Origin of the sequence: Gordonia spumicola (assembly GCF_009932475.1) — a bacterium.
Lineage (GTDB): Bacteria > Actinomycetota > Actinomycetes > Mycobacteriales > Mycobacteriaceae > Gordonia > Gordonia spumicola.
Window position 1 is genome coordinate 1,201,854 of the sequence record NZ_BJOV01000005.1, and the last position, 19,347, is coordinate 1,221,200.

18 protein-coding genes and 2 pseudogenes are annotated in these 19,347 nt (G+C 63.6%); 14 read left to right on the plus strand and 6 right to left on the minus strand.

Annotation, left to right across the window (positions count from 1 at the left end; all coding sequences use genetic code 11):
* Positions 1 to 103 precede the first annotated feature (103 nt).
* Together GYB83_RS16910 and GYB83_RS16915 are read right to left on the minus strand one after the other, a co-directional pair.
* Positions 104 to 469, minus strand: coding sequence for a helix-turn-helix domain-containing protein (locus GYB83_RS16910; RefSeq protein WP_007323086.1), 366 nt, complete (start codon positions 467 to 469; stop codon positions 104 to 106).
* Complete coding sequence (locus tag GYB83_RS16915) at positions 466 to 1,599, minus strand: tyrosine-type recombinase/integrase (protein ID WP_040523478.1); 1,134 nt, start codon at positions 1,597 to 1,599, stop codon at positions 466 to 468. The genes GYB83_RS16910 and GYB83_RS16915 overlap by 4 nt, the downstream gene beginning before the upstream one ends.
* A gap of 457 nt (positions 1,600 to 2,056) precedes the next feature.
* On the opposite strand from GYB83_RS16915, the gene GYB83_RS16920 reads away from it, so the two are divergent.
* The 3 genes from GYB83_RS16920 (at position 2,057) to GYB83_RS16930 (ending at position 5,002) form a co-directional block, all read left to right on the plus strand.
* Complete coding sequence (locus tag GYB83_RS16920; protein ID WP_161897558.1) at positions 2,057 to 3,163, plus strand: tyrosine-type recombinase/integrase; 1,107 nt, start codon at positions 2,057 to 2,059, stop codon at positions 3,161 to 3,163.
* On the plus strand, positions 3,160 to 3,492 hold the full coding sequence (locus GYB83_RS16925) for a helix-turn-helix domain-containing protein (RefSeq protein WP_005203177.1): 333 nt from the start codon (positions 3,160 to 3,162) through the stop codon (positions 3,490 to 3,492). The genes GYB83_RS16920 and GYB83_RS16925 overlap by 4 nt, the downstream gene beginning before the upstream one ends.
* Before the next feature lie 382 nt (positions 3,493 to 3,874).
* On the plus strand, positions 3,875 to 5,002 hold the full coding sequence (locus GYB83_RS16930; protein WP_040517705.1) for a site-specific integrase: 1,128 nt from the start codon (positions 3,875 to 3,877) through the stop codon (positions 5,000 to 5,002).
* A 48-nt stretch (positions 5,003 to 5,050) separates the two neighbouring features.
* On the opposite strand, the gene lspA is transcribed toward GYB83_RS16930, so the two are convergent.
* Genes lspA through GYB83_RS16945 form a run of 3 tightly spaced genes read right to left on the minus strand, consistent with a single transcriptional unit; the run spans position 5,051 to position 7,997 of the window.
* Positions 5,051 to 5,581, minus strand: a complete 531-nt coding sequence (lspA, locus tag GYB83_RS16935; protein ID WP_008376365.1) for a signal peptidase II — start codon at positions 5,579 to 5,581, stop codon at positions 5,051 to 5,053.
* Positions 5,578 to 7,578, minus strand: a complete 2,001-nt coding sequence (locus GYB83_RS16940; protein WP_161896562.1) for a heavy metal translocating P-type ATPase — start codon at positions 7,576 to 7,578, stop codon at positions 5,578 to 5,580. The genes lspA and GYB83_RS16940 overlap by 4 nt, the downstream gene beginning before the upstream one ends.
* A complete protein-coding gene (locus GYB83_RS16945) occupies positions 7,575 to 7,997 on the minus strand; it encodes an ArsR/SmtB family transcription factor (RefSeq protein WP_039855988.1) in 423 nt (140 codons plus the stop codon). The genes GYB83_RS16940 and GYB83_RS16945 overlap by 4 nt, the downstream gene beginning before the upstream one ends.
* Before the next feature lie 83 nt (positions 7,998 to 8,080).
* Here GYB83_RS16945 and GYB83_RS16950 point away from each other — a divergent pair, with 83 nt between their 5' ends.
* Positions 8,081 to 8,476: a class I SAM-dependent methyltransferase gene (locus GYB83_RS16950; RefSeq protein ID WP_223291435.1), complete on the plus strand. Its 396-nt coding sequence runs from the start codon at positions 8,081 to 8,083 to the stop codon at positions 8,474 to 8,476.
* Between the two features lie 485 nt (positions 8,477 to 8,961).
* Positions 8,962 to 9,087, plus strand: a pseudogene (locus GYB83_RS24125) (class I SAM-dependent methyltransferase); the annotation flags it as partial.
* A gap of 35 nt (positions 9,088 to 9,122) precedes the next feature.
* On the opposite strand, the gene GYB83_RS23695 reads toward GYB83_RS24125, so the two are convergent.
* Positions 9,123 to 9,299, minus strand: coding sequence for a hypothetical protein (locus GYB83_RS23695; protein ID WP_228461558.1), 177 nt, complete (start codon positions 9,297 to 9,299; stop codon positions 9,123 to 9,125).
* Between the two features lie 350 nt (positions 9,300 to 9,649).
* Here GYB83_RS23695 and GYB83_RS16960 point away from each other — a divergent pair.
* From GYB83_RS16960 to GYB83_RS17000, 9 genes and pseudogenes are all read left to right on the plus strand, one after another.
* Positions 9,650 to 10,903, plus strand: a pseudogene (locus tag GYB83_RS16960) (IS256 family transposase).
* A 240-nt stretch (positions 10,904 to 11,143) separates the two neighbouring features.
* Complete coding sequence (locus GYB83_RS16965) at positions 11,144 to 11,395, plus strand: hypothetical protein (protein ID WP_008376372.1); 252 nt, start codon at positions 11,144 to 11,146, stop codon at positions 11,393 to 11,395.
* A gap of 257 nt (positions 11,396 to 11,652) precedes the next feature.
* The gene (locus GYB83_RS16970) at positions 11,653 to 13,140 is read left to right on the plus strand and encodes a multicopper oxidase family protein (protein WP_040519338.1); all 1,488 of its coding nucleotides are present in this window, start codon (positions 11,653 to 11,655) and stop codon (positions 13,138 to 13,140) included.
* Between the two features lie 142 nt (positions 13,141 to 13,282).
* On the plus strand, positions 13,283 to 14,497 hold the full coding sequence (locus GYB83_RS16975) for a L,D-transpeptidase (RefSeq protein WP_008376374.1): 1,215 nt from the start codon (positions 13,283 to 13,285) through the stop codon (positions 14,495 to 14,497).
* Between the two features lie 303 nt (positions 14,498 to 14,800).
* A complete protein-coding gene (locus GYB83_RS16980; RefSeq protein ID WP_008376375.1) occupies positions 14,801 to 15,724 on the plus strand; it encodes a M23 family metallopeptidase in 924 nt (307 codons plus the stop codon).
* Between the two features lie 363 nt (positions 15,725 to 16,087).
* Entirely contained in the window at positions 16,088 to 16,516 is a 429-nt protein-coding gene (locus tag GYB83_RS16985) for a hypothetical protein (protein ID WP_008376376.1), read from the plus strand.
* Positions 16,517 to 16,565: 49 nt separating this feature from the next.
* The gene (locus GYB83_RS16990; RefSeq protein WP_008376377.1) at positions 16,566 to 16,919 is read left to right on the plus strand and encodes a BlaI/MecI/CopY family transcriptional regulator; all 354 of its coding nucleotides are present in this window, start codon (positions 16,566 to 16,568) and stop codon (positions 16,917 to 16,919) included.
* A 28-nt stretch (positions 16,920 to 16,947) separates the two neighbouring features.
* The gene (locus GYB83_RS16995; RefSeq protein WP_228461560.1) at positions 16,948 to 17,769 is read left to right on the plus strand and encodes a M56 family metallopeptidase; all 822 of its coding nucleotides are present in this window, start codon (positions 16,948 to 16,950) and stop codon (positions 17,767 to 17,769) included.
* 93 nt (positions 17,770 to 17,862) lie between these two features.
* Entirely contained in the window at positions 17,863 to 19,161 is a 1,299-nt protein-coding gene (locus GYB83_RS17000) for an IS256 family transposase (protein WP_161894958.1), read from the plus strand.
* Positions 19,162 to 19,347 lie beyond the last annotated feature (186 nt).

The window sequence follows — 19,347 nt, forward strand, 5'->3', positions numbered from 1 at the left end:
GTAGCAGTAGCCGCACACCCCGAGACCCTGCCAAGTGACGACACATTCTCGGTGCTCACCGCATCGGTCGCACGGGACCTCCCATCGCTGTGAGTCTTGGGGTTTACGTGGTCTTGCCATCGCCATCATCGCTACGGACGACGCGGATTCGGCGGGCAACGGAGCGCTTCTCACCAATGCCGAGATCCGCTGGGCTGGCTGGTGCGTCCGCCGTAGCTGCAGCACGCATCTCCACGTACGGCTCGAACAGATCGTTAGGCGTGCATTCAAGGATGTCGCATAACGCGGCGAACGTGCGGGCAGGGATCCGCTCGGGTGTGCCGGTCACCAGTCGGTGGACCTGAGCATTCGACAGGTTGATACCGCGAGACTTCAGCAACGGGATGAGTTCCGTTGTCTTCCAGAGGTTGTGATCAGCCATCCGCTGGCGCAGATTCCAGTGATAGCCAACCCGACGTTGCTCGCTCACATGCCCTTCCCTGCATCTTTTTCGTCACGTGTGACGATTCGTTGCTGGATCATCCGTTGGATGGTCTTCTGTTTAAAGTCTGCCGAGACCGAGGTGTAGAGCGCAGTGGTCGATGAGTAGGCGTGGCCAACCTGTTGCTGGACAAACATCGGGTCGTACCCGGCCTCGAGGAGATGAGTGACATAGGAGTGACGCAGACAGTGCATCTTCAACTCTGTCGGCAGCCCAGCCAGTTCGCGGACCGTAGTGAAAGTGCGATTGAAGTTGCGGATGCCCGTGGCGCCGGCGCGTTCCGACGGCCACAGCGAAGCCGAGCGGTCCGCTGTGGCGAACTGTTCGCGCCCCTGCGGCGAGAGCCAATGACCAAGAAGATCGACCACCCAGTCAAACTCAGGCACCGTGAGAACAGTGCGACGGCGCGGTCCCGACCCCGACATACCTTTGGCGTAGCGAACCTGAACAGCGCCATAGCGGCCGTACTTGCCTACGTGCGGATTTGGGCCGAAGTCGTGGTAGTCGAGCATGGAAAGTTCCCGACGGCGCAAACCGTAGGCGTAGCACACCTTGAACGCAGTGGAGTCTCGCATCAGTGGGAGCCAGCGCTTCGAGCCTTTGGCGAACTCTCGATCGACGAGATCATCGCAGGCATCGAAGAATGTCTGCAACTCAGTCTGAGTGAAGCTGCGCCGGTCCGCCGGAATGGCGTCATCGGTCTTGTGACGCGGCGTGTTCCACTCGAACACGACTTGGGCGGGAACGTCGTCAAATGCTTTGCTGCAGAACGCAGCCCAACCATACCTTTCGTCAGTGACGTAATAGCAGAAGGCCCTGATCGTGCCGGCGTTCGCGCGCAGCGTCGACACCGAAACCGCCTTGGGGCCGGTGCGTCGATCTGCCAGAAACTCATCGACATGGATAGGCTGCCACGCCCACGGGTACTCGTTCGAGTGCTCCTGAAAACGAGACACCAGGCTGCACGATGACTGGATGAACGGCACGCCGAGTCCACGGGCCAGCATTTGCGCTCGCCAGCCATCCAGCATCGCCTCGAAGACGCGGTCCTCGGGCCGCAGTAGACCGACGACACCGTTCGACAGAAACTCTGGTAGTCGACCCGGAACACTCTGCATGAACACAAGTGTAGCGCGAGAATCTCTCATCTGTTTGCATAAACAGATGCTGATCTGCGCACTCGATCAACACGGCAGCCCTCGATGCGATGCCGCCATGCCATGCGGCCTGCGATTTCATTCAAGATCCGGTGGGACGGGTCTTCTCATCTGTTTGAACTCGTCTCCTTTAAGCGCCGATAACATACATTATGTCAACTAGAACCCTGCGTATTGCATCAGATGAATCACCCCGAATCCCCCACGCCGGGTGGATCGTGTTTCATCTTATCGCGTCGTGACCTGCGTATACATGCCCGTTCAGCCATGCCGGGTGTCGACAGTCGGACGAGCTGCAGTCACGCCTGCCGCCGGCTTGCTTGATTGCGGCGCTCGATTGACCTGCGGGTATTGACCTACCGTCTCATTGGATGCATCATTGAATCATCAGATGAATCCGATTCTGGTGGAGGTTCCGATGCAGATCGATGAGGTCGGCCGAGTGCATCTGGTCGAATCTGTGCCGCTTCTGCGGCCCGAGGAACGTGTCGTCGAGTTGATGCTCGACGGATGGCGGAACCAGCAGTTGTCCAGGAATCTGCAGTTCTCCACGATCGATCGGCGTGTGCGCTGTGTGCAGAGGTTCATTGAGCACTCGAATGAGGAGCCGTGGAACTGGTCGCCGGTGATGGTTGAGGAGTTCTCTGCGGACCTTCGGTCGGTTCGTCACGTGACGCACGCGACGTTGCGTGGCTACCACAGTTCACTGCGGGCATTCTGTTCGTACATCTGCAACCCCGACTACGGGTGGGACCGCGTCTGCGAGCAACTGTTCGACGCGTACCCGGCGCAGGTCTTTTCTGCTTGGAACACAGCGAGCCATGTCCAGGAGTACGACGGCCGGGCGAGCAAGCGCCCGTACACCAAGGACGAGCTTCAGGCCTTGTTCGAGTACGCGGACGACGAGGTCGCTCGGATCGGCGCGACTAGCAAGAAGGGCTGGCAGGCGGCCTACCGGGACGCCACGATGATGAAGGTCGCGTATGCCTACGGTTTGCGGTTCAACGAGCTTACTCACCTACAACTGGTGGACTTCGCCCGCAATCCCCACGCTCGCGAGTTCGGGAAGTTCGGCGTGTGCAAGGTCCGGTACGGGAAGGCGTTCCGCGGGTCACCTCCGAAACCCCGTTCGGTGTTGACGGTGTGGCGGTGGACGCCTCCGATCATCGAGGACTGGATCGCCAACGGCCGAGGTGATCCCGACAGTCTTGATCTGTTCTCCAGCGAACGAGGTGGGCTGGTGGTGGGGTCGACTCTTCTTCGTCGTGTACGCCGCTACTGTGTTGATCTGGGTATCCCCGACGGCGTCGATCTGCATTCGTTTCGGCGGTCGTACGCCACACATCTACTCGAGGATGGATGGGATCCCAGGTTCGTGCAGGACCAGATGGGGCACGAACACGCCTCGACGACGGGAATCTATCAGTTCACATCTGACGAATTTCGTCGGTCGACATTGAGATCGGTGTTGGACCGGACCGTGAGAGAAGCGTTGGACAGCACGACGAAGGGAACTGCCGAATGAAACGCAAGGTCGATTACACGTGGCGGCTGGCGGAGTTGATGGCTGCGCGCGGAATGAACACGACCACGGACTTGATCCCCTTGCTCGCAGAACGGGACATCTCGTTGTCCCGTCCCCAGGTGTATCGGCTGGTCAACCAGCGACCTGAGCGGGTGTCGCTGCAGTTGATGTCGGCGTTGTGTGACATCTTCGGGTGCGGCCCCGACGCGCTTCTCACAGTCACCGCCGTCAATGCTCGCGAGCACCACCGAGCAGCCAATGCCGGCCCGAACGTCATGCGGCTGGACCGCGCTGTGCGTCCGCGGCGCGCGAACATCCTCGACGAGTAGCACCACGCAATGAGGTGAAGACAGGATGGAACCTGACGGCCTAGTCCCCTATCGGCCAGTACGCGGCCGACCGCGACAGGCGAGTGGAGCGTGGGTCTGCGACCGGTGCGGCAGATCGACCACCCGGACGCAGGCACACTGGCCCGAAGGCCGAATCTGCTTCACCTGCTGGTTCACCGCGATCCACACTCACGGAACATGCCCGGTATGCGGCGTCGAACGACTTCTACCTGGACCACCCCTGCCCGACGGCACCCCGGTGTGCGGGCCGTGCGCAGGTATCGTCGACGACTTTCGATGCAGCCGCTGCGGCGAGGAGTCCGGTCACCACCGCGGGACGATATGCGCTCGCTGCGCCGTCCGGGACGACCTACACGAGATCATGGGCGGGCCGCCGTCCGACCCAATCCTCAGCGGCCTCGTCGACGCGCTATGCGTCGCTAAGCGACCCGAGTCGACGATGATCTGGAAGCGGTCACCGAAAGTCCAGGAACTGCTCAAGGGGCTAGGAACCGGCGCCATCGCCGCCACGCACGAAGGCTTAGACACCCTACCCAGTCGGGCAGCAGAACATCTGCGGACATTGATGGAATACCACGGCCTACTGCCTCCCCGAGACCGGTGGCTGCCACGCTTCGAACAATGGATCGATGACAAGCTGATCGACCTGCCGACCGAGGTCGCCCGGCCCGCTCGCCACTTCGCGACGTGGCACCATCTGCGGCGGATTCGCGCAATCGCCGATGCCGGCGGCGATACCCAGCCATCGGTGCGATCGGCCAAACAAGAGATCACCGAGACCGTCAAGTTCCTGAGCTGGCTGAGGTCCACCTACGGACGCACGATCGAGACCTGCACGCAACACGACGTCGACCAGTGGATCGCAACAGGTCCGACAACGCGATACACGATCCGAACGTTCCTGGTCATCTGCAAACAAGACAGACTCAATACCGCCGTGCAGCTCGGCCACCGGGCTCCGAAGACGACACCATCCTTGACTCAAGCCCAGCGGATCGCCTGGATCAGCGAACTGCTCACTGGTGACAGTGAGACTCTCCCTTACAGAGTCGCTGGGGTCCTGATTCTGCTGTATGCGCAGCCGCTGAAAAGCATTGTCCGACTGCAGACATCATCGATCATCGACGGCAATCCGATGGCGATCACTTTCGGCAAGCACCCCGTCGACGTGCCCAAACCGTTCGCTCAACTCGTCCGCGACGTGCTCGCCCATCGCACGAATCTACGCACCAGTGGACACGGCAATCCCTGGTTGTTTCCCGGCACGCATGCCGGAGATCATCTCCATCCCGACACGATCATGCATCGCCTGCGCCTGATCGGCATGAGCAACCTCGGTGCCCGCAACAGCGCACTCGACGACCTCGTGCTCGAGTGCCCTCCGTCCGTCGTCGCCGACGCATTGGGCTACAGCCATCAGGTTGCGTTCCTTCACGCTGAACGCTCCGGCGAAACGTGGGCTCGGTATGCCGGTCGACGACTGCGGTGACGTCGGCCGGACCATCACGGTCCGGAGACAGCACAACATCGCACCAGCTCACTGGTCCTCAGCCGGTACCTGCCCCTCGTTCTGCGATGGTGATTCGTGTGGGTCGACAATGATGCACACGACGAGGGTGAGGGCGCCTAGGACGATGAACGTGTCGGCGAGATTGAACGTGGGCCACCAGCCGGTGTGTAGGTAGTCTGTGACTTTTCCGTCCGGTATGCGGTCGATGATGTTAGCGATCGCTCCGCCCAGGACGGCGGCAATCGCGACGCGCCAGAGCAGTCCGTGGGAGTCTGCGGTACGCCAACCGAGGACCGCGACTCCACACGTGACCGCGGCGGGAATGACCAGCAGTACCCACCCCGGAGCGGTGGCGGCAAAGGAGAAGGCCGCGCCCGAATTGAACGCTAACTGCAGGTCCACCGGCCCGGCCTCTATTCGGGTGCCGTCAAGTGCATCGACTGCCCATGCCTTGACGGCCACGTCAACGATGACGAAGGTCAGGGCCAGCAGCAGCATCCCCAGGCGGCGGGCATATCCCGACCTACCGCCTGACACCGCCGGACCAGACGGGGTCATCGGTTCGCCCCGACTGCTACCGATGCTCCAGCGGTATCGGCCATCGTCAGGCGGTTCTTGACCCGCCCAGCACGGACGCCGTTGGCGATGACGACGATCTCACCGAGTTCGTGGACAGCGACCACCGCGGCCAACCCGAGCAACCCGAACAGTGCGAGCGGGATGAGAACGGCGATCAGACCAAGGGACAGCCCCACATTTTGCAGCATGATGGTCCGCGCCCGACGAGCATGATCGAGCGCTTGAGGCAGCACCCGCAGGTCCTCGCCCATCAGTGCCACGTCCGCGGTTTCAATCGCGACATCAGAACCCATCGCGCCCATGGCGATTCCCAAGTCAGCTGTGGCCAGTGCGGGAGCATCGTTGACCCCGTCACCGACCATTGCGATGAATCCGTCGCCGCGCAGCGTGGACACGATTCGTGCCTTGTCTTCTGGACGCAGATCCGCATGGACATCGTCGATCCCGGCGATCTGTGCAAGAGCAGTCGCCGTCGCGGCATTGTCACCGGTGAGCATCACCACGGCATTTCCAGAATCGTGCATGTGCGTGATGACCTCCCGTGCTTCGGGGCGAAGCTCATCACGTACCGCGACGACTCCGAGGAGACGTTGGTCTTCCTCGACGAGAACCGCGGTTGCACCATCAGCTTGAAAGGCCGCGACCCGGTCGGCCAGAGCACCCGCATCGATCCAACCCGGCCGCCCAAGCCGAGCGGGGCGACCCTCGACCAGACCGGTCAGACCCGCTCCTGGCACCGCCTGTACATCAGTCGCAGCCCTACTCACCCCACCGTCAGCTGCAAGGATCGCACGAGCCAGAGGATGTTCACTGTGAGCTTCCAGCGCCGCGGCAACCGCGAGCACTCGCGCCTGCTCAATCGAATGCCCAACGTCGCCGGTCACACCGGGTTCTCCCGCGACCTCGTTCGCCTGACCGCCAACAGCAACACCGACAACAACCGGCTTGTTCGCGGTGAGCGTTCCCGTCTTGTCAACAGCCACGATCCGGACCCGGCCGAGAGACTCCAACGCCGCACCACCTTTGACCAGCACACCAATCTTGCTGGCGGCGCCGATAGCAGCAACCACTGTCACCGGAACCGAGATTGCCAGCGCACAGGGTGAGGCTGCCACCAGCACCACAAGAGCTCGTTCCACCCACGTCGCCGGGTCGCCAAACACTGCGCCGATACCCGCGATCACAGCGGCCATGAGCATGATTGCCGGAACCAGCGGCTTAGCAATCCGGTCAGCTAACCGCTGCGCATCGCCTTTTCGAGACTGCTCCGCCTCGACAATCTGCACAATCTTCGCCAGCGAATTGTTCTCCGCAGTAGCGCTGACATCAACGGCCAACACACCAGTGCCGTTGATCGATCCCGCGAACACGACGTCCCCAGGATTCGCTTCAATCGGCACCGATTCGCCAGTAATCGCCGATACATCCAGCGACGATCGCCCCTCGCTTATGCGCCCATCAGTGGCGATACGCTCACCCGGCTTGATCAGGATCTGATCCCCGACACGAAGAACTGACGGCGACACCGCTGTCGGGACGCCCGCCCTCAACACCATCGCCGAATCTGGGACCAGATCCAACAACGCCCGCAGGCCCCGACGAGTACGACCAACGGCGTACTCCTCAAGGCCCTCGCTAATCGAGAACAACACCGCGAGCATCGCCGCTTCCCCGACCTCACCGAGAATCACCGCACCCACCGCAGCGATCGTCATCAGCGTTCCAACGCCGATCTTCCCCGATGCCAGCCGCCGCAGTGTCGACGGGACAAACGTCGCCGCGCCTACTAGCAGAGCACCCCACTCCAGGGTCATACTGATCGTCCTCGGACCATCTGCCCAGCCAGTGAGATAGGCGGCCACCAACAACAATCCGGCAACCGCAGCTGCCTGAAGTTCTCGGACGTTCCACCAATGTCCAGGCGCCTGCTCATCCTCCCCGATCTCGTCGTGCCCACATCCACATGCATCACTCATCGTCGATCACCCCCCACACCGCGGATCTCCTCAACGACCGCGCCGGCAGTGGCCTCACCATCGCAGGCACTGTCCAACCCATAGTTGGGACACAGCACTACGGCACTGCCCGTCGCAGCAAGCACCGTCTCAGCCGCCGCCAGCAGGTCGAGAAGCTCCGGCCGCGCCAGACGGTAGAACACCTGCCTGCCCTCTGGCCGACCCACCACCAATCCGCAGTCCCGCAGGCACGCAACATGCGCGGACACTGTCGACTGAGCAAGACCCAACTCAGCCATCAGATCAGCCACTCGAGCCTCACCACTGCGGGCCAATCGAGCCGCGATCGCTAGCCGGGTCCCGTCAGACAAACTCCGAAACAACGCGACCGCAGGATCGAGCTCCGTCCCCACCATCACCGAACATCTATTCATCGTCATACGACGATGATAGCGTCCAGGCACGGTGGAATCGAAGCTCCCACCTCACCCGCACCCCGAAGGAGCAATCCGCGATGCCGTCGATGTCACAAGTCGAAGCACTGTTCTGCCGAAGCGCACCATGGGAGACCGCGACCAGTCGGTGGGTGCTCCCTTGGGCTCTACAAGGAGTCCAGCCCAACGGCGCCCTCCTCGAGATTGGCGGCGGCGGTGGCGCTATGGCGGCCCACATTCTGGCGGCAAGCCCAGAACCGCAGACGACAACCATTACCGTCACCGACTTCGACCCCCGAATGGTCACAGCCGCTCAAGACCGCCTCCGCGCCTTCGGTGACCGCGCGCACACCCGGGTTGCATACGCAACTGCTTTACCATTCGCCGACGGCCAGTTCGACATGGTCGTCTCGTTCATCATGCTCCACCACGTCGTCGACTGGGAGCAAGCACTAGCCGAAGCAGTCCGAGTGCTTTATCTGTAACTTGGCCACAGCGTATCCGACTGTGAATCACATAACGGTTTAGATCGTGGGTGACACCCCTCCAGTCGGGTGTACCCGTCGATAGGGCTTACGGGGCGTCGAGGACTGGCGTGGAGTCGTTTGAGATTGGCAGTCGGGGCCGGCGGAGGATAGGTACCGTGATTCATCCGGTGAGTCGCTTCCGATGTCACACCCGGGCGAACTCTCCGGGAGTCCCCTGATGCGGTTGCCGGGTCTAGGATGCTGCAATCGAGGTATGGATGTCGGCGAGCAGGTCGTGGCGAGTATTTCTCGGCAACTTGGGCGACCTGCCGGGATTCGCGGTCGAATCGTCGGCCGGGTACTGAATCGACGCAATCGTGAACCTATTGCTGCCGCGGTGGAGGCTGCCGGAATCCGGACGGGTCGAGTAGTCGCCGATGTCGGGTTCGACGGTGGTGTCTGTCGGATTAGGGTTGTTGCTTGATCGTGTAGGGCAATCGGGCATGGTGCACGGATTCGAGATCTCCACAACGATGATCGACGGCGCACAGAGACGCTTTCGTCGCGAGATCCAAACGCGGAGACTGTCACTGACTGCCGCGCCGATGGAGTCCCTACCTGTTCCGGACGCTTCGATTGACGCGTTGATCAGCACGAATACGATTTACTTCATCGATTCGCCGCATTCAGTGAGCTCCATCGGATTCTCGCCGGCAACGGCTGCGCCGTTCTCGGCATCGCAGATCCGGATGCTTTGTGAGCGATGCCGTTCACCCAGTACGGGTTTCAGGTCCGGGAATTCGATGCGATTGTCGACGAACTCCAGCGAGCCGGCCTGCATGTCGAGGAACGGATCCGCGCCGGCGGTGTCGACTTTCCCTATTGGTTGCTCGTCGCACGCAAGTCCGGTGTCCGGTAGCGGCTTTTCGATGGCGCCGTTGCCTGAGTGCGCCTGACCGCGTCTCTGTGCGGTCCGGCTCGCCCGCAGCTTCAGGTAGGCGACGTCGCTGAAGGAAACTCGTCGCGGACAACAGCATCAATGCTGGGGTGAGTCCCCTGGAGTGGTGGGGTTTGGTGGCTCGGTGACGGTGGTGGACACGCCGCACGGGGTCGGTGTCGCCGGTTGGGCGGGCCATCGCGTGATGATCAGTGAGTTACCGGCAAGTGACTCAACTGAAAGGCATTCACGCGATGACCCACGACCATTCTGCCCTGCTCGACCAACTGACCGAAATCGCCTCACTGCGCTCTGATGAACTCGCCCTGGTCGGGGTGCTCCCGGAGATCCTGCGGGCCGGCCTGCAGGCCCTGATCGAGGCCGAGGCGACCACCAAGATCGGCGCCGGCCGCTACGAGCGCTCCGCAGACCGCACCACCGTCCGCAACGGCCACCGACCCAAGACGATCTCGACCCCCGCCGGTGATGTGCAGGTGAAGATCCCCAAACTGCGCGCCGGGTCGTTCTTCCCGGTCCTGTTGGAGCGACGACGCCGGATCGACAAAGCCTTGTACGCGGTGATCATGGAGGCCTACGTTCAGGGCATCTCCACCCGCAGCGTCGACGATCTGGTGCGCGCCATGGGCGTGGACTCCGGCGTCTGGAAAAGCGAGGTGTCCGGCGATCTGTGCAGGTCTAGACGCCGAGATCGCCGAATTCCGCGGCCGTTCGCTGACTCATGCCGAGTTTCCGTATGTGTTCTGTGATGCCACGTTCTGCAAGGTCCGCGTCGGCGCCCACGTGGTCTCCCAAGCGTTGGTGGTGGCGACCGGGGTGTCGGCGACCGGGACTCGCGAGGTGCTCGGTACCGCGGTCGGCGAGAGTGAGTCCTTCGAGTTCTGGAAGGACTTCCTCACGAGTCTGAAAGCCCGTGGTCTGCACGGGGTGCACCTGGTGATCTCTGACGCCCATTCAGGTTTGAAAGCTGCTGTGGCACAACAGTTCGTGGGCGCGGCGTGGCAGCGGTGCCGGGTGCATTTCATGCGGAATCTGCATGGGGTGGTGCCGGCCAAGCAGCAGCCGGTCGTGACTGCCGGGGTGCGGACGATCTTCGCGCACACTGACCGCGAAGACGTTGCGGCGCAATGGGATCAGGTCGCGGACAGTTTCCAGGCACCGATGCCGAAGGTGGCGGCGATGATGCGAGAAGCCAAACCGACGTGCTCGCGTTCTTGCCGTTCCCGAAATCCCATTGGCAGAAGATTTGGTCGAACAATCCGATCGAGCGGCTGAACAAGGAGATCAAACGCCGCGCCGACGTCGTGGAGATCTTTCCTAACCCGGACGCGTTCCTCCGGCTGGCGACAGCGGTGGTGATCGACGCCCACGACGAATGGCAAGTCACCCGCCGCTACATGTCCGAGGTGTCCATGGACGAGCTCCGCGCGGTCCTCGCCGAGAAGGCGAAAGCCGCCGCACTACTGGACGAGCAAGCCCAGCTCGCATAGCGTTCACAACGACTCGTTGATCAGAACGCGTGGGCCCCACGCCCGATCCGAAGTCCACCACCCCACGGGGCTCTATCCAATGCTGTTCAGTCCAGGGCGGTGTGACATGGGGAAGGCATCGTTGGGCCGTGATGGCCGAATGCCTGAAGTTGTCGGCCTGTGCCCCGGTCGGTGCAGGCGAGACTCGGTCTGCCACGGTCGGCGGCGTACTGTTGGATCGACGGTGAGTGAGGTGTAGCGATGATGTTCTCTAACGGCGGCCACATGGGCAGTTTCGGACACGGTTGGATGCTGCTCGTACTGATCGCAGTCTGGGCGTTGATCGCCGTCGGAATCACTCTGGCGATCCGTTCGTCGATACGTGCCTCTTCGGTGCTGGACCCCGAGTCTGTCCTCGGCCAGCGTTTGGCGTGCGGGGAGATCTCTGACGTGGACTACACGCGGATGGTTCGGCTGATTCGCGACGACCCCCAGGGGCCTCCAAACTGGTGAGAGCCGACGAGTCGGCGCAGTGGTCAGGCCTGTGGGGTTGGTGATACTTCTCGTTGAACGGTGAGCCAGGACATGCCGTTGTGCGTGCTCCAATGTCGGTGACGGTGATCGGCCACATTCGTATCGTCAGCATCGATTCAAGGTTTCCTCAAGATCGTCCGCGAGAGTCGCTACCCGGCGCGTCGGAGACGACTATGGGAGTGGACGTCCGCGATACATGCTCGCGGATTCAGCGCGGACCAGAAAGGCTGATCAGGATGGTTGAGGTTTCGAGGCGATCGGTGCTCATCGGAGGGTTGGCGGCGCTGGGGGTCGGCGTACTCGGCGCGTGCAGCCCGGACCGCCCTCAACGCCCTGAGTCGTCGCCGTTGCCGGGACCGCCGTTGCAGGCGTCGCCGAAGCCGGGGCAGAAGGTGGTGGAGGCGTCTTTGACGGCCCGACCGGTGGCTGTCGATCTCGGTGCGGGCATTATCGCGAACACCTGGGCCTACGGCGACGAGGTTCCCGGGCGAGTGGTTCGCGCCACGGCGGGCGACTTCCTGCGAGTCAACGTCGACAATCAACTTCCTGCGCCGACGACCGTTCACTGGCACGGCATCCGACTTCGCAACGAAGCCGACGGAGTCCCAGACGTCACGCAGCAGGCGATCGCACCCGGAAACCGGTTCGTGTACGCCTTCACGGCCCCCGATGCTGGGACGCACTTCTTCCACCCCCACGTCGGGGCACAGCTCGATCGGGGTCTGTACGCGCCGATCATCATCGATGATCCGGCCGATGCGGGCGACTACGACGCGGAATGGATCGTCGTCCTCGACGACTGGACGGACGGGGTCGGGAAGAGCCCCGATCAGATTCTGGCCGACTTTCAGGCCGAGTCCGGACCGTTGAAGTCGGGCATGGGCGGGATGGATCACTCGTCGATGCCGGGAATGAACCACGGCAACTCGTCGCTGGGTGACGCCGGAGACGTCGCCTACCCGCACTATCTCATCAACGGCAGGGTTCCGGAGGCGCCGACCGAGTTCCGCTGCCGACCGGGTCAACGAGTCCGGGTGCGACTGATCAACGCGGCATCGGACACGGTCTTCAAGGTCGCACTCGCCGACCACACGATGACGGTGACGCACAGTGACGGCCATCGGGTCAACGACAAGCAGACCGGAGCCCTGTACGTCGCGATGGGCGAGCGCTACGACGTGACCATCACCGCCGGAGATGGTGTGTTCCCGCTTGTCGCGGCAGCCGAAGGCAAGAGTGGCCAAGCCTTGGCGTTCCTGCGGACAGCTTCGGGACAGGCCCCGCCGAGCACCATCCGCCCGCGCGAACTCGAGGGCCCAGTACTTCTTGGCGCCGATGACCTGGCCGCGGCGGAATCGGCACGATTGCCCGACCGCGATCCCGACACCACACTCAAAGTCACTTTGAACGGGCAGATGTCGCCGTATGCCTGGGGGATCAACGGCAAGAAGTACGGCGAGGACACACCGCTGACTGTCCGGCCCGGCCAGCGGCTGCGAATGCAGATCACGAACTCGACGATGATGGTCCATCCGATGCACATCCACGGCCACACCTGGTCGCTGCCCGACCGCTCGGGTTTGCGCAAGGATACGGTGCTGATCCGTCCGATGGGCCGCGTCAACGTCGACCTCGACGCCGACAACCCCGGCGCCTGGGCTCTGCACTGCCACAACATCTATCACATGGAGACCGGCATGATGACCACGCTCCGATACGCGTAGACCCACCAGCCCTGCGGCGCCTAGACCGGTACACCGCGGGCCGACTGCGACACCTCGACCACCCCATCTACTAAGCTGCTTAGTAGATGGGGTGGTTTCGCCCCTCGCGGTCGCGTTCTGTGCACACGAGAGGTCGTATCTCATGGTCAAAATCCCTAGAGGCGGTCCCGTCGCCCTCCTTCTTGCTGCCGTCCTGATCATCGCAGGGTGTTCGCAGCCATCCCAGGATCCGGTGGCCGATCCATCGATTGCGTCGGCCGCGCCGTCGATCGAGCTCACCCCCGACGACGGCGCGAGCGGAGTCGATCCCCTCGCCCCGGTCACGGCCACCGTTCGGGGCGGCACCCTCGAGGAGGTGACGCTCGTCAACGAGGAGGGGCGGCCCGTAGTCGGCATTATGACACCGGACCGCACCTCCTGGAAGGTCGGTGAACCGCTCGGCTACGGCCGGAACTACACCGTGACCGCCACGGCTCGCGGCGGCGGACAGGGCGCCTCGCGCACCGGGTCGTTCACCACGCTCACCCCCGACAATCAGGCCGGCGTCACCCTGCAGACGACCGGCGGCACGCCGCTGTCGACCGGAGGGACCTACGGCGTCGGAATTGTCATCGTTGCTCACTTCGACGAGCCGATCGGCGACCGCGCCGCAGCCGAGCGGCGACTGTCGGTCCGCACCACGCCCGGAGTCGAGGGCTCCTGGTACTGGCTCGACGACCAGAACGCCCACTGGCGGCCGCGCGAGTACTACCGTCCTGGCACCGAGGTCACCGTCGAGGCGCGGATCTACGGCGTCGACCTCGGCGGCGGCCTCTACGGTCAAGAAGATGTCGAGGCGACTTTCACGATCGGTGACTCGCACGTAGCGATCGCCGACGATCGCACCAAGCAGGTCAAGGTGTACGAGAACGGCAACCTCGTCCGCACGATGCCGACCTCGATGGGGATGGGTGGCACTGAGGTCGTCGGGGGCACCGAGATCAGCTTCTGGACTCAGCGTGGCATCTATACGGTGCTGGATAAGGCGAATCCGGTCGTCATGGACTCGTCGACCTACGGTCTGCCGATCAACTCCAGGCTTGGCTACAAGCAAACCATCGCCTACGCCACGAGGATCAGCACCGACGGTGTCTACCTGCATCAACTGGACGAGACCGTCTGGGCGCAGGGAAACACGAATCTCTCGCACGGCTGCCTCAACCTCAATGGCGCCAACGCCCGCTGGTTCTACCATTTCTCGATCCCGGGCGACGTCGTCGAGGTCCGCAACACCGGCGGGGCGCCGCTGGAGGTTTGGCAGAACGGCGACTGGGGCGTGCCCTGGGAACAATGGCGAGCAGGCAGTGCGCTGGCCTGATCAGAACTCCTGCGAGACGATCACGAATAGATCTCACTCCGGCAACGATCTACTAAGGCGATTAGTAGATCGTTGCGGTGACATTGACGGCGTTGCGGCCCGCGCTGACGTCGGCCCGTCGACCGCGCTGACCTTCATGTTCTGTGATTGAAGGCGGGTCACACATGCATTCTCCGTCTGGTCGAATGTCCAGTTTGTTACTGGTGGTGCCAGTGGTGTGCAAGTGTCATAGTGACGTCCATGACTAGAGATCCCCTCGTCGGACTCACCTCCTCGCGATCATCGGCAACGCTCACGCCTCGGGTGCGGCACTGGGTGGGCACGGCCCCTGTCGCTCTTGGCCTGGCCGCGGCTGTTGCGGCGGGGACGCTGAGTCCAGCGCCCGCCGTGGCTGAGACCGCCAACGGTGTTGACGGTCACGTTGTGGTCGAGCTGGCGGCCATCGTCAAAGACAGCGTGCGGGCCGTGGCCGGACCTGACGGACTGGTGAAGCTGCTGGCCCCGATGGCCACCGTGACTTCATGTCTGACCGTCTCTGCCGAGACCGACCCCGCCGCAGGCGATCGGGTCGGAGCTCTGGGGTGCTTCGCGGCCGCCGGGACTGCCTTCGGTGGGCAGGCGCCATTGATCCTCGACGCGGTCCCTGTCAGGCGCCTACTGGCGACACTCGCTGCCGCCGTCGCGCCGCACGACCCGTCGATTTCGCACGGGGGATCCTCCGATCGGCCGGCCCCGGACGACGCCCGCCCCGCTCCCGGGCAGACTGCGGCCACCCCCACCCCCGGCGGGGTCTTGACCTCCACGTTCGGTGACGGTCGCGGTCATCAGGGCATCGACATCGGCAACCGCCTGGGAGCGCCCATCCTGGCGGTCGAGGACGGCGAGGTCATCAACTCAGGGCCCGCGGAGGGGTTCGGCCTGTGGATCCGCATCCGCCACGCGGACGGTACTGTCACGACCTATGGTCACAACGATCAGAACTCGGTCAACGTCGGCGACCGTGTGCGAATGAGTCAGCAGGTCGGCACTGTCGGCAGCCGCGGGGTCTCAAGCGGGCCGCACGTGCACTTCGAGGTCGCCGACCCCGCCGGGACGGCGATCGATCCGCTGCCGTGGCTGCAGGCCCGCGGCGTCACCATCGCCACCGAGGCATCGCCGCCGCCGACTGTGACGCCTCCGGACGTGTCGGTGCTGGCTCGGGGGCAGGTGCGCGACCGCCGACCCTGACCTACTATGTCTCTTAGTAGATGGAGAGGGGTTGGCAGTGACGCGAACAAGGGTCAGTCATCAACTCGCCGTGGCGGTCGGCGTTCTCGCAGCAGTCCTCAGCGGTGCAATGATCATGGTTTATGCCGAGACCGTTGACGTGCGAGGGCGCCCACATGCGCACCGCCTCGACTGGCCGCCGACCTGGCATTGGGTGTGGGCGGCAATAGGAGCGGCGATCGTGGCGCTCGTCGCGCGAGCGCTGCTGCGGCGACTGGTATTCACCGCGCACTTTCGCCGTGCTTCGACGACTGCCGACCCGGCGGACGGGACCGACTCGGCGGGCTGAGACACAGATGCTGACCAAGACAAGAAGGAGTGGCCATGCTGCGTGAGTGGTCCCTGGTGCGCTGGGTGGTGGCAGCAGTCACCGCCACCGCGATCGGATTGGCCGTCGGTATTCCGTCCGGGCTGATTGACACGCCGTGGTATTCACGCATGACGCCGACCCTGTGGTGGAACTACCCGATCTGGCTGGCGACCGCAGTGTTGGGCGGCCTGATCGCGGCCACCTACATTCAAGCCCGGACGGCGCCGCGGATGGAGAAGAAGCTCTGGGCGACGGTCGGTTCGGCGTTGGCTGTCGGATGCCCAGTGTGCAACAAGGTGGTGGTCGCGGTCGTCGGTGTCAGTGGAGCCTTGACTGTCTGGGCGCCGTTGCAGCCGATCCTGGCTGTGGTGTCCGTGGCATTGTTGGGTTGGGCCCTTCAGCGACGGCTGCAGGGCGAACGGCGATGCGCGGTCGCGGGCTGACCGCGCCGTTTGCCGCAGTCAGTGCGGTGGGGTGAGGGAAAGGTGTGCGATGCACGGTCTGGGCGAGCTGGAGGCGCGCATCATGGAGGTCTTCTGGCGCGATGACGCGGACAAGCGCGTCCGCGATGTGCTCGAAGGGCTGGACGCGGAGCGCGAACCTGCGTACACGACGGTGATGACGGTGATGGACAACCTGTATCAGAAGGGCTGGCTGGGACGCGACCGGCGAGGCCGGGCGTATTGGTATCACTCGCTCAAGTCGCGTGAGCAGACCGTCAGCGATGCCTTGCGTGCGGTGCTGGCCGACGCCGGCGACCCGTCTGGGGCGCTGCTGCATTTCGTGCGGCACGCCTCCGACGAGGAAAGTGCAGCAATCGCTCAGGGCCTGCGGGAAAGGGACTGACACGGTGGTCACGGCAGCATTGTTGGGCGTGAGTGCGCTGGCTGCGACTCTGGTCGGTGACCGGGTCCTCGACGTCCTGATCGCGCGTGATCGACTCACGGCCAGGACCCTGCTGCGGGTGTGGGCCGCGCTGACCGCTGGCGTGTTCGTCGCCGCTGCGAGCTCGGTGGCCATCGTCGCCGTTCCCGGCCATGCGAGCGTCGTGGGTGGGGCGCTGCAGACCTGCCTGAACGGTCTCGACAGTGCGGTCAGCCGCACCATCGAGTTGGTCGCCGGGCCAGGCGTGTTCGCACTCGTCCTGGCCGTGTCCGGGTGGCGGGCTGCGGCGTTCTGGCAGACCGCCCGTCGCCGTGACCTCGAGATCGGGGCGCACCACGCACTGTTGGCGCGATTGCTGAACCCGACGGGCGCCCGGTCCCCGCTGTGGCTGCCGACGAGCACACCCATGGCGTACAGCACGCCCGGACGGACCCGGGGCCTGATCGTGGCCAGCGAAGGGCTGAGGCAGCGACTGGACCCGGAGGCGTTGTCGGCGGTGATGGCTCACGAACAGGCGCACGTCCATGGTCACCATCATCTGTTCGTCCGCGTCGCCGACTGTCTCTCCCACGCGGTGCCCTGGCTACCACTGACTCGGCAGGCGAGTCCCATCGTGCGCGCCCTGGTCGAGTTCGACGCCGACGCACACGCCGCGCATGAGCACGGCGATGATGCCGTCGTCCGCGCGATCACGCACGTTCACCCGACCGCGCCGGCGGGCGCTCTAGGGATCGCTCGTGACTGCGTCGAACTGCGGTTGCATCGACTAGGCCGTTCCGCGGGCGTGTCAGATGGTCTGTGTAAGCGGTGAGGTTCAACCCTGAAGGGAACCGCTGTAGTGACTATCAATGATGATGTGAGCGTGGATGATTCGCGTGCAGATCGACGACAGAAGCAGACCGAGATGGCCAGTGAGTTGGTGGCATCGGGTGCGTTGGATGAGGTGTTCGCTCGTATCGATGCCGGCGAGCCGGTCGGCGGGCAGGACGGACTACTGAGCTCGCTCCTCAAAGCCACCCTCGAACGCGGCATGAACGCGGAGCTGACCGAGCATCTCGGGTACGAGGCCGGAGACCCCGAAGCAGCATCGTTTCCGAACTCGCGCAACGGATTCAGCGCGAAGACGGTCGCTTCCGAGGTCGGCGATGTGGATCTGGCCATCCCGCGCGATCGGGACGGGACGTTCACCCCGATGCTCGTGCGCAAGGGCCAACGCCGCCTCGATGGTCTGGACGCGATGATCGTCTCGCTATACGCGGGCGGGATGACGGTCCGCGATATCGCCCACCACCTTGCGTCGACGATCGGCACCGAACTCTCGCACGAGACGATCTCGAAGGTGACCGAGGAAGTCGCCGACGAGGTCGCGACCTGGCAACACCGTGATCTCGACGCTCTGTATCCGGTGATGTACCTCGACGCGATCGTGGTCAAGATCCGCGATGGCGCACACGTGCGGAACAAGGCCGCCCACCTCGCCGTCGGCGTGGACATGGACGGGGTCAAACACGTTCTCGGGATTTGGATCCAACAGAGCGAAGGCGCGAAGTTCTGGGCGTCGGTGTGCGCGGAACTGCGTAACCGCGGCGTACAGGACGTGTTGATCGTGTGCTGCGACGGGCTGACCGGGTTCGCTGAAGCCGTCGAGGCCACGTGGCCGCACGCAACAGTCCAAACGTGCGTGGTGCATCTGATCCGGGCCTCGATGCGGTTCGTCTCCTACAGCGACCGTAAAGCCGTGGTGCGCTTGCTCAAGCCGATTTATCAAGCGCCGACCGAGCACGCTGCCGCGGACGCGTTAGACGCGTTCGCGGACTCGGATATGGGCCGAAAGTACGTGTCGGCGGTTAAAACGTTCCGCGATGCGTGGGAACGGTTCATTCCGTTTCTGGCGTTTCCACCGGAGTTGCGGCGGGTCATCTACACCACGAACAGTATTGAGTCACTGAACTATCAACTGCGCAAGGTCACGAAGAACCGGGGGCATTTCCCGAACGACGCGGCCGCGATGAAGCTGTTATGGCTGGCCATCGGCAACATCGAGGACAAACGAGCTCGCGAGCGCATCAAGGAACAAGGACTTCCCTCGCACAAACGCAAAGCCGCGGGGCGGCTCGTGGAAGGCGCGGTCACCACGAACTGGAAACGAGCGCTCGAGCAACTCTCACTGACCTACCCCGAACGTATCGACCATCACCTCTAAACCGAACACCTGACCGACTTACACAGAAATCTTGACAGGCTCCGTTCCGCCGCTCCCGGCACGCGACCGTCGCGTAGTTCGTCTTACGCTGCCCCGACAGCCGCCGCGATGTTCCCAGTTCTGCTATTCCTCGCCGGTCTGGCCACCGTGGTCCTGGCCGCCTGCCCTGCCTGACCCTCCCAGGAA

Bases quoted from the DNA above. Each gene is read 5' to 3' on its own strand.
- GYB83_RS16925 (WP_005203177.1), top strand. From the start codon at position 3,160: ATGAAACGCAAGGTCGATTACACGTGGCGGCTGGCGGAGTTGATGGCT.
- GYB83_RS16915 (WP_040523478.1), bottom strand. From the start codon at position 1,599: ATGCAGAGTGTTCCGGGTCGACTACCAGAGTTTCTGTCGAACGGTGTC.
- GYB83_RS16965 (WP_008376372.1), top strand. From the start codon at position 11,144: ATGATGTTCTCTAACGGCGGCCACATGGGCAGTTTCGGACACGGTTGG.
- GYB83_RS16950 (WP_223291435.1), top strand. From the start codon at position 8,081: ATGTCACAAGTCGAAGCACTGTTCTGCCGAAGCGCACCATGGGAGACC.
- GYB83_RS16990 (WP_008376377.1), top strand. From the start codon at position 16,566: ATGCACGGTCTGGGCGAGCTGGAGGCGCGCATCATGGAGGTCTTCTGG.
- GYB83_RS16945 (WP_039855988.1), bottom strand. From the start codon at position 7,997: ATGACGATGAATAGATGTTCGGTGATGGTGGGGACGGAGCTCGATCCT.
- GYB83_RS16985 (WP_008376376.1), top strand. From the start codon at position 16,088: ATGCTGCGTGAGTGGTCCCTGGTGCGCTGGGTGGTGGCAGCAGTCACC.
- GYB83_RS16940 (WP_161896562.1), bottom strand. From the start codon at position 7,578: ATGAGTGATGCATGTGGATGTGGGCACGACGAGATCGGGGAGGATGAG.
- GYB83_RS17000 (WP_161894958.1), top strand. From the start codon at position 17,863: ATGGCCAGTGAGTTGGTGGCATCGGGTGCGTTGGATGAGGTGTTCGCT.
- GYB83_RS16920 (WP_161897558.1), top strand. From the start codon at position 2,057: ATGCAGATCGATGAGGTCGGCCGAGTGCATCTGGTCGAATCTGTGCCG.
- lspA (WP_008376365.1), bottom strand. From the start codon at position 5,581: ATGACCCCGTCTGGTCCGGCGGTGTCAGGCGGTAGGTCGGGATATGCC.
- GYB83_RS16930 (WP_040517705.1), top strand. From the start codon at position 3,875: ATGGGCGGGCCGCCGTCCGACCCAATCCTCAGCGGCCTCGTCGACGCG.
- GYB83_RS16975 (WP_008376374.1), top strand. From the start codon at position 13,283: ATGGTCAAAATCCCTAGAGGCGGTCCCGTCGCCCTCCTTCTTGCTGCC.
- GYB83_RS23695 (WP_228461558.1), bottom strand. From the start codon at position 9,299: ATGCAGGCCGGCTCGCTGGAGTTCGTCGACAATCGCATCGAATTCCCG.
- GYB83_RS16970 (WP_040519338.1), top strand. From the start codon at position 11,653: ATGGTTGAGGTTTCGAGGCGATCGGTGCTCATCGGAGGGTTGGCGGCG.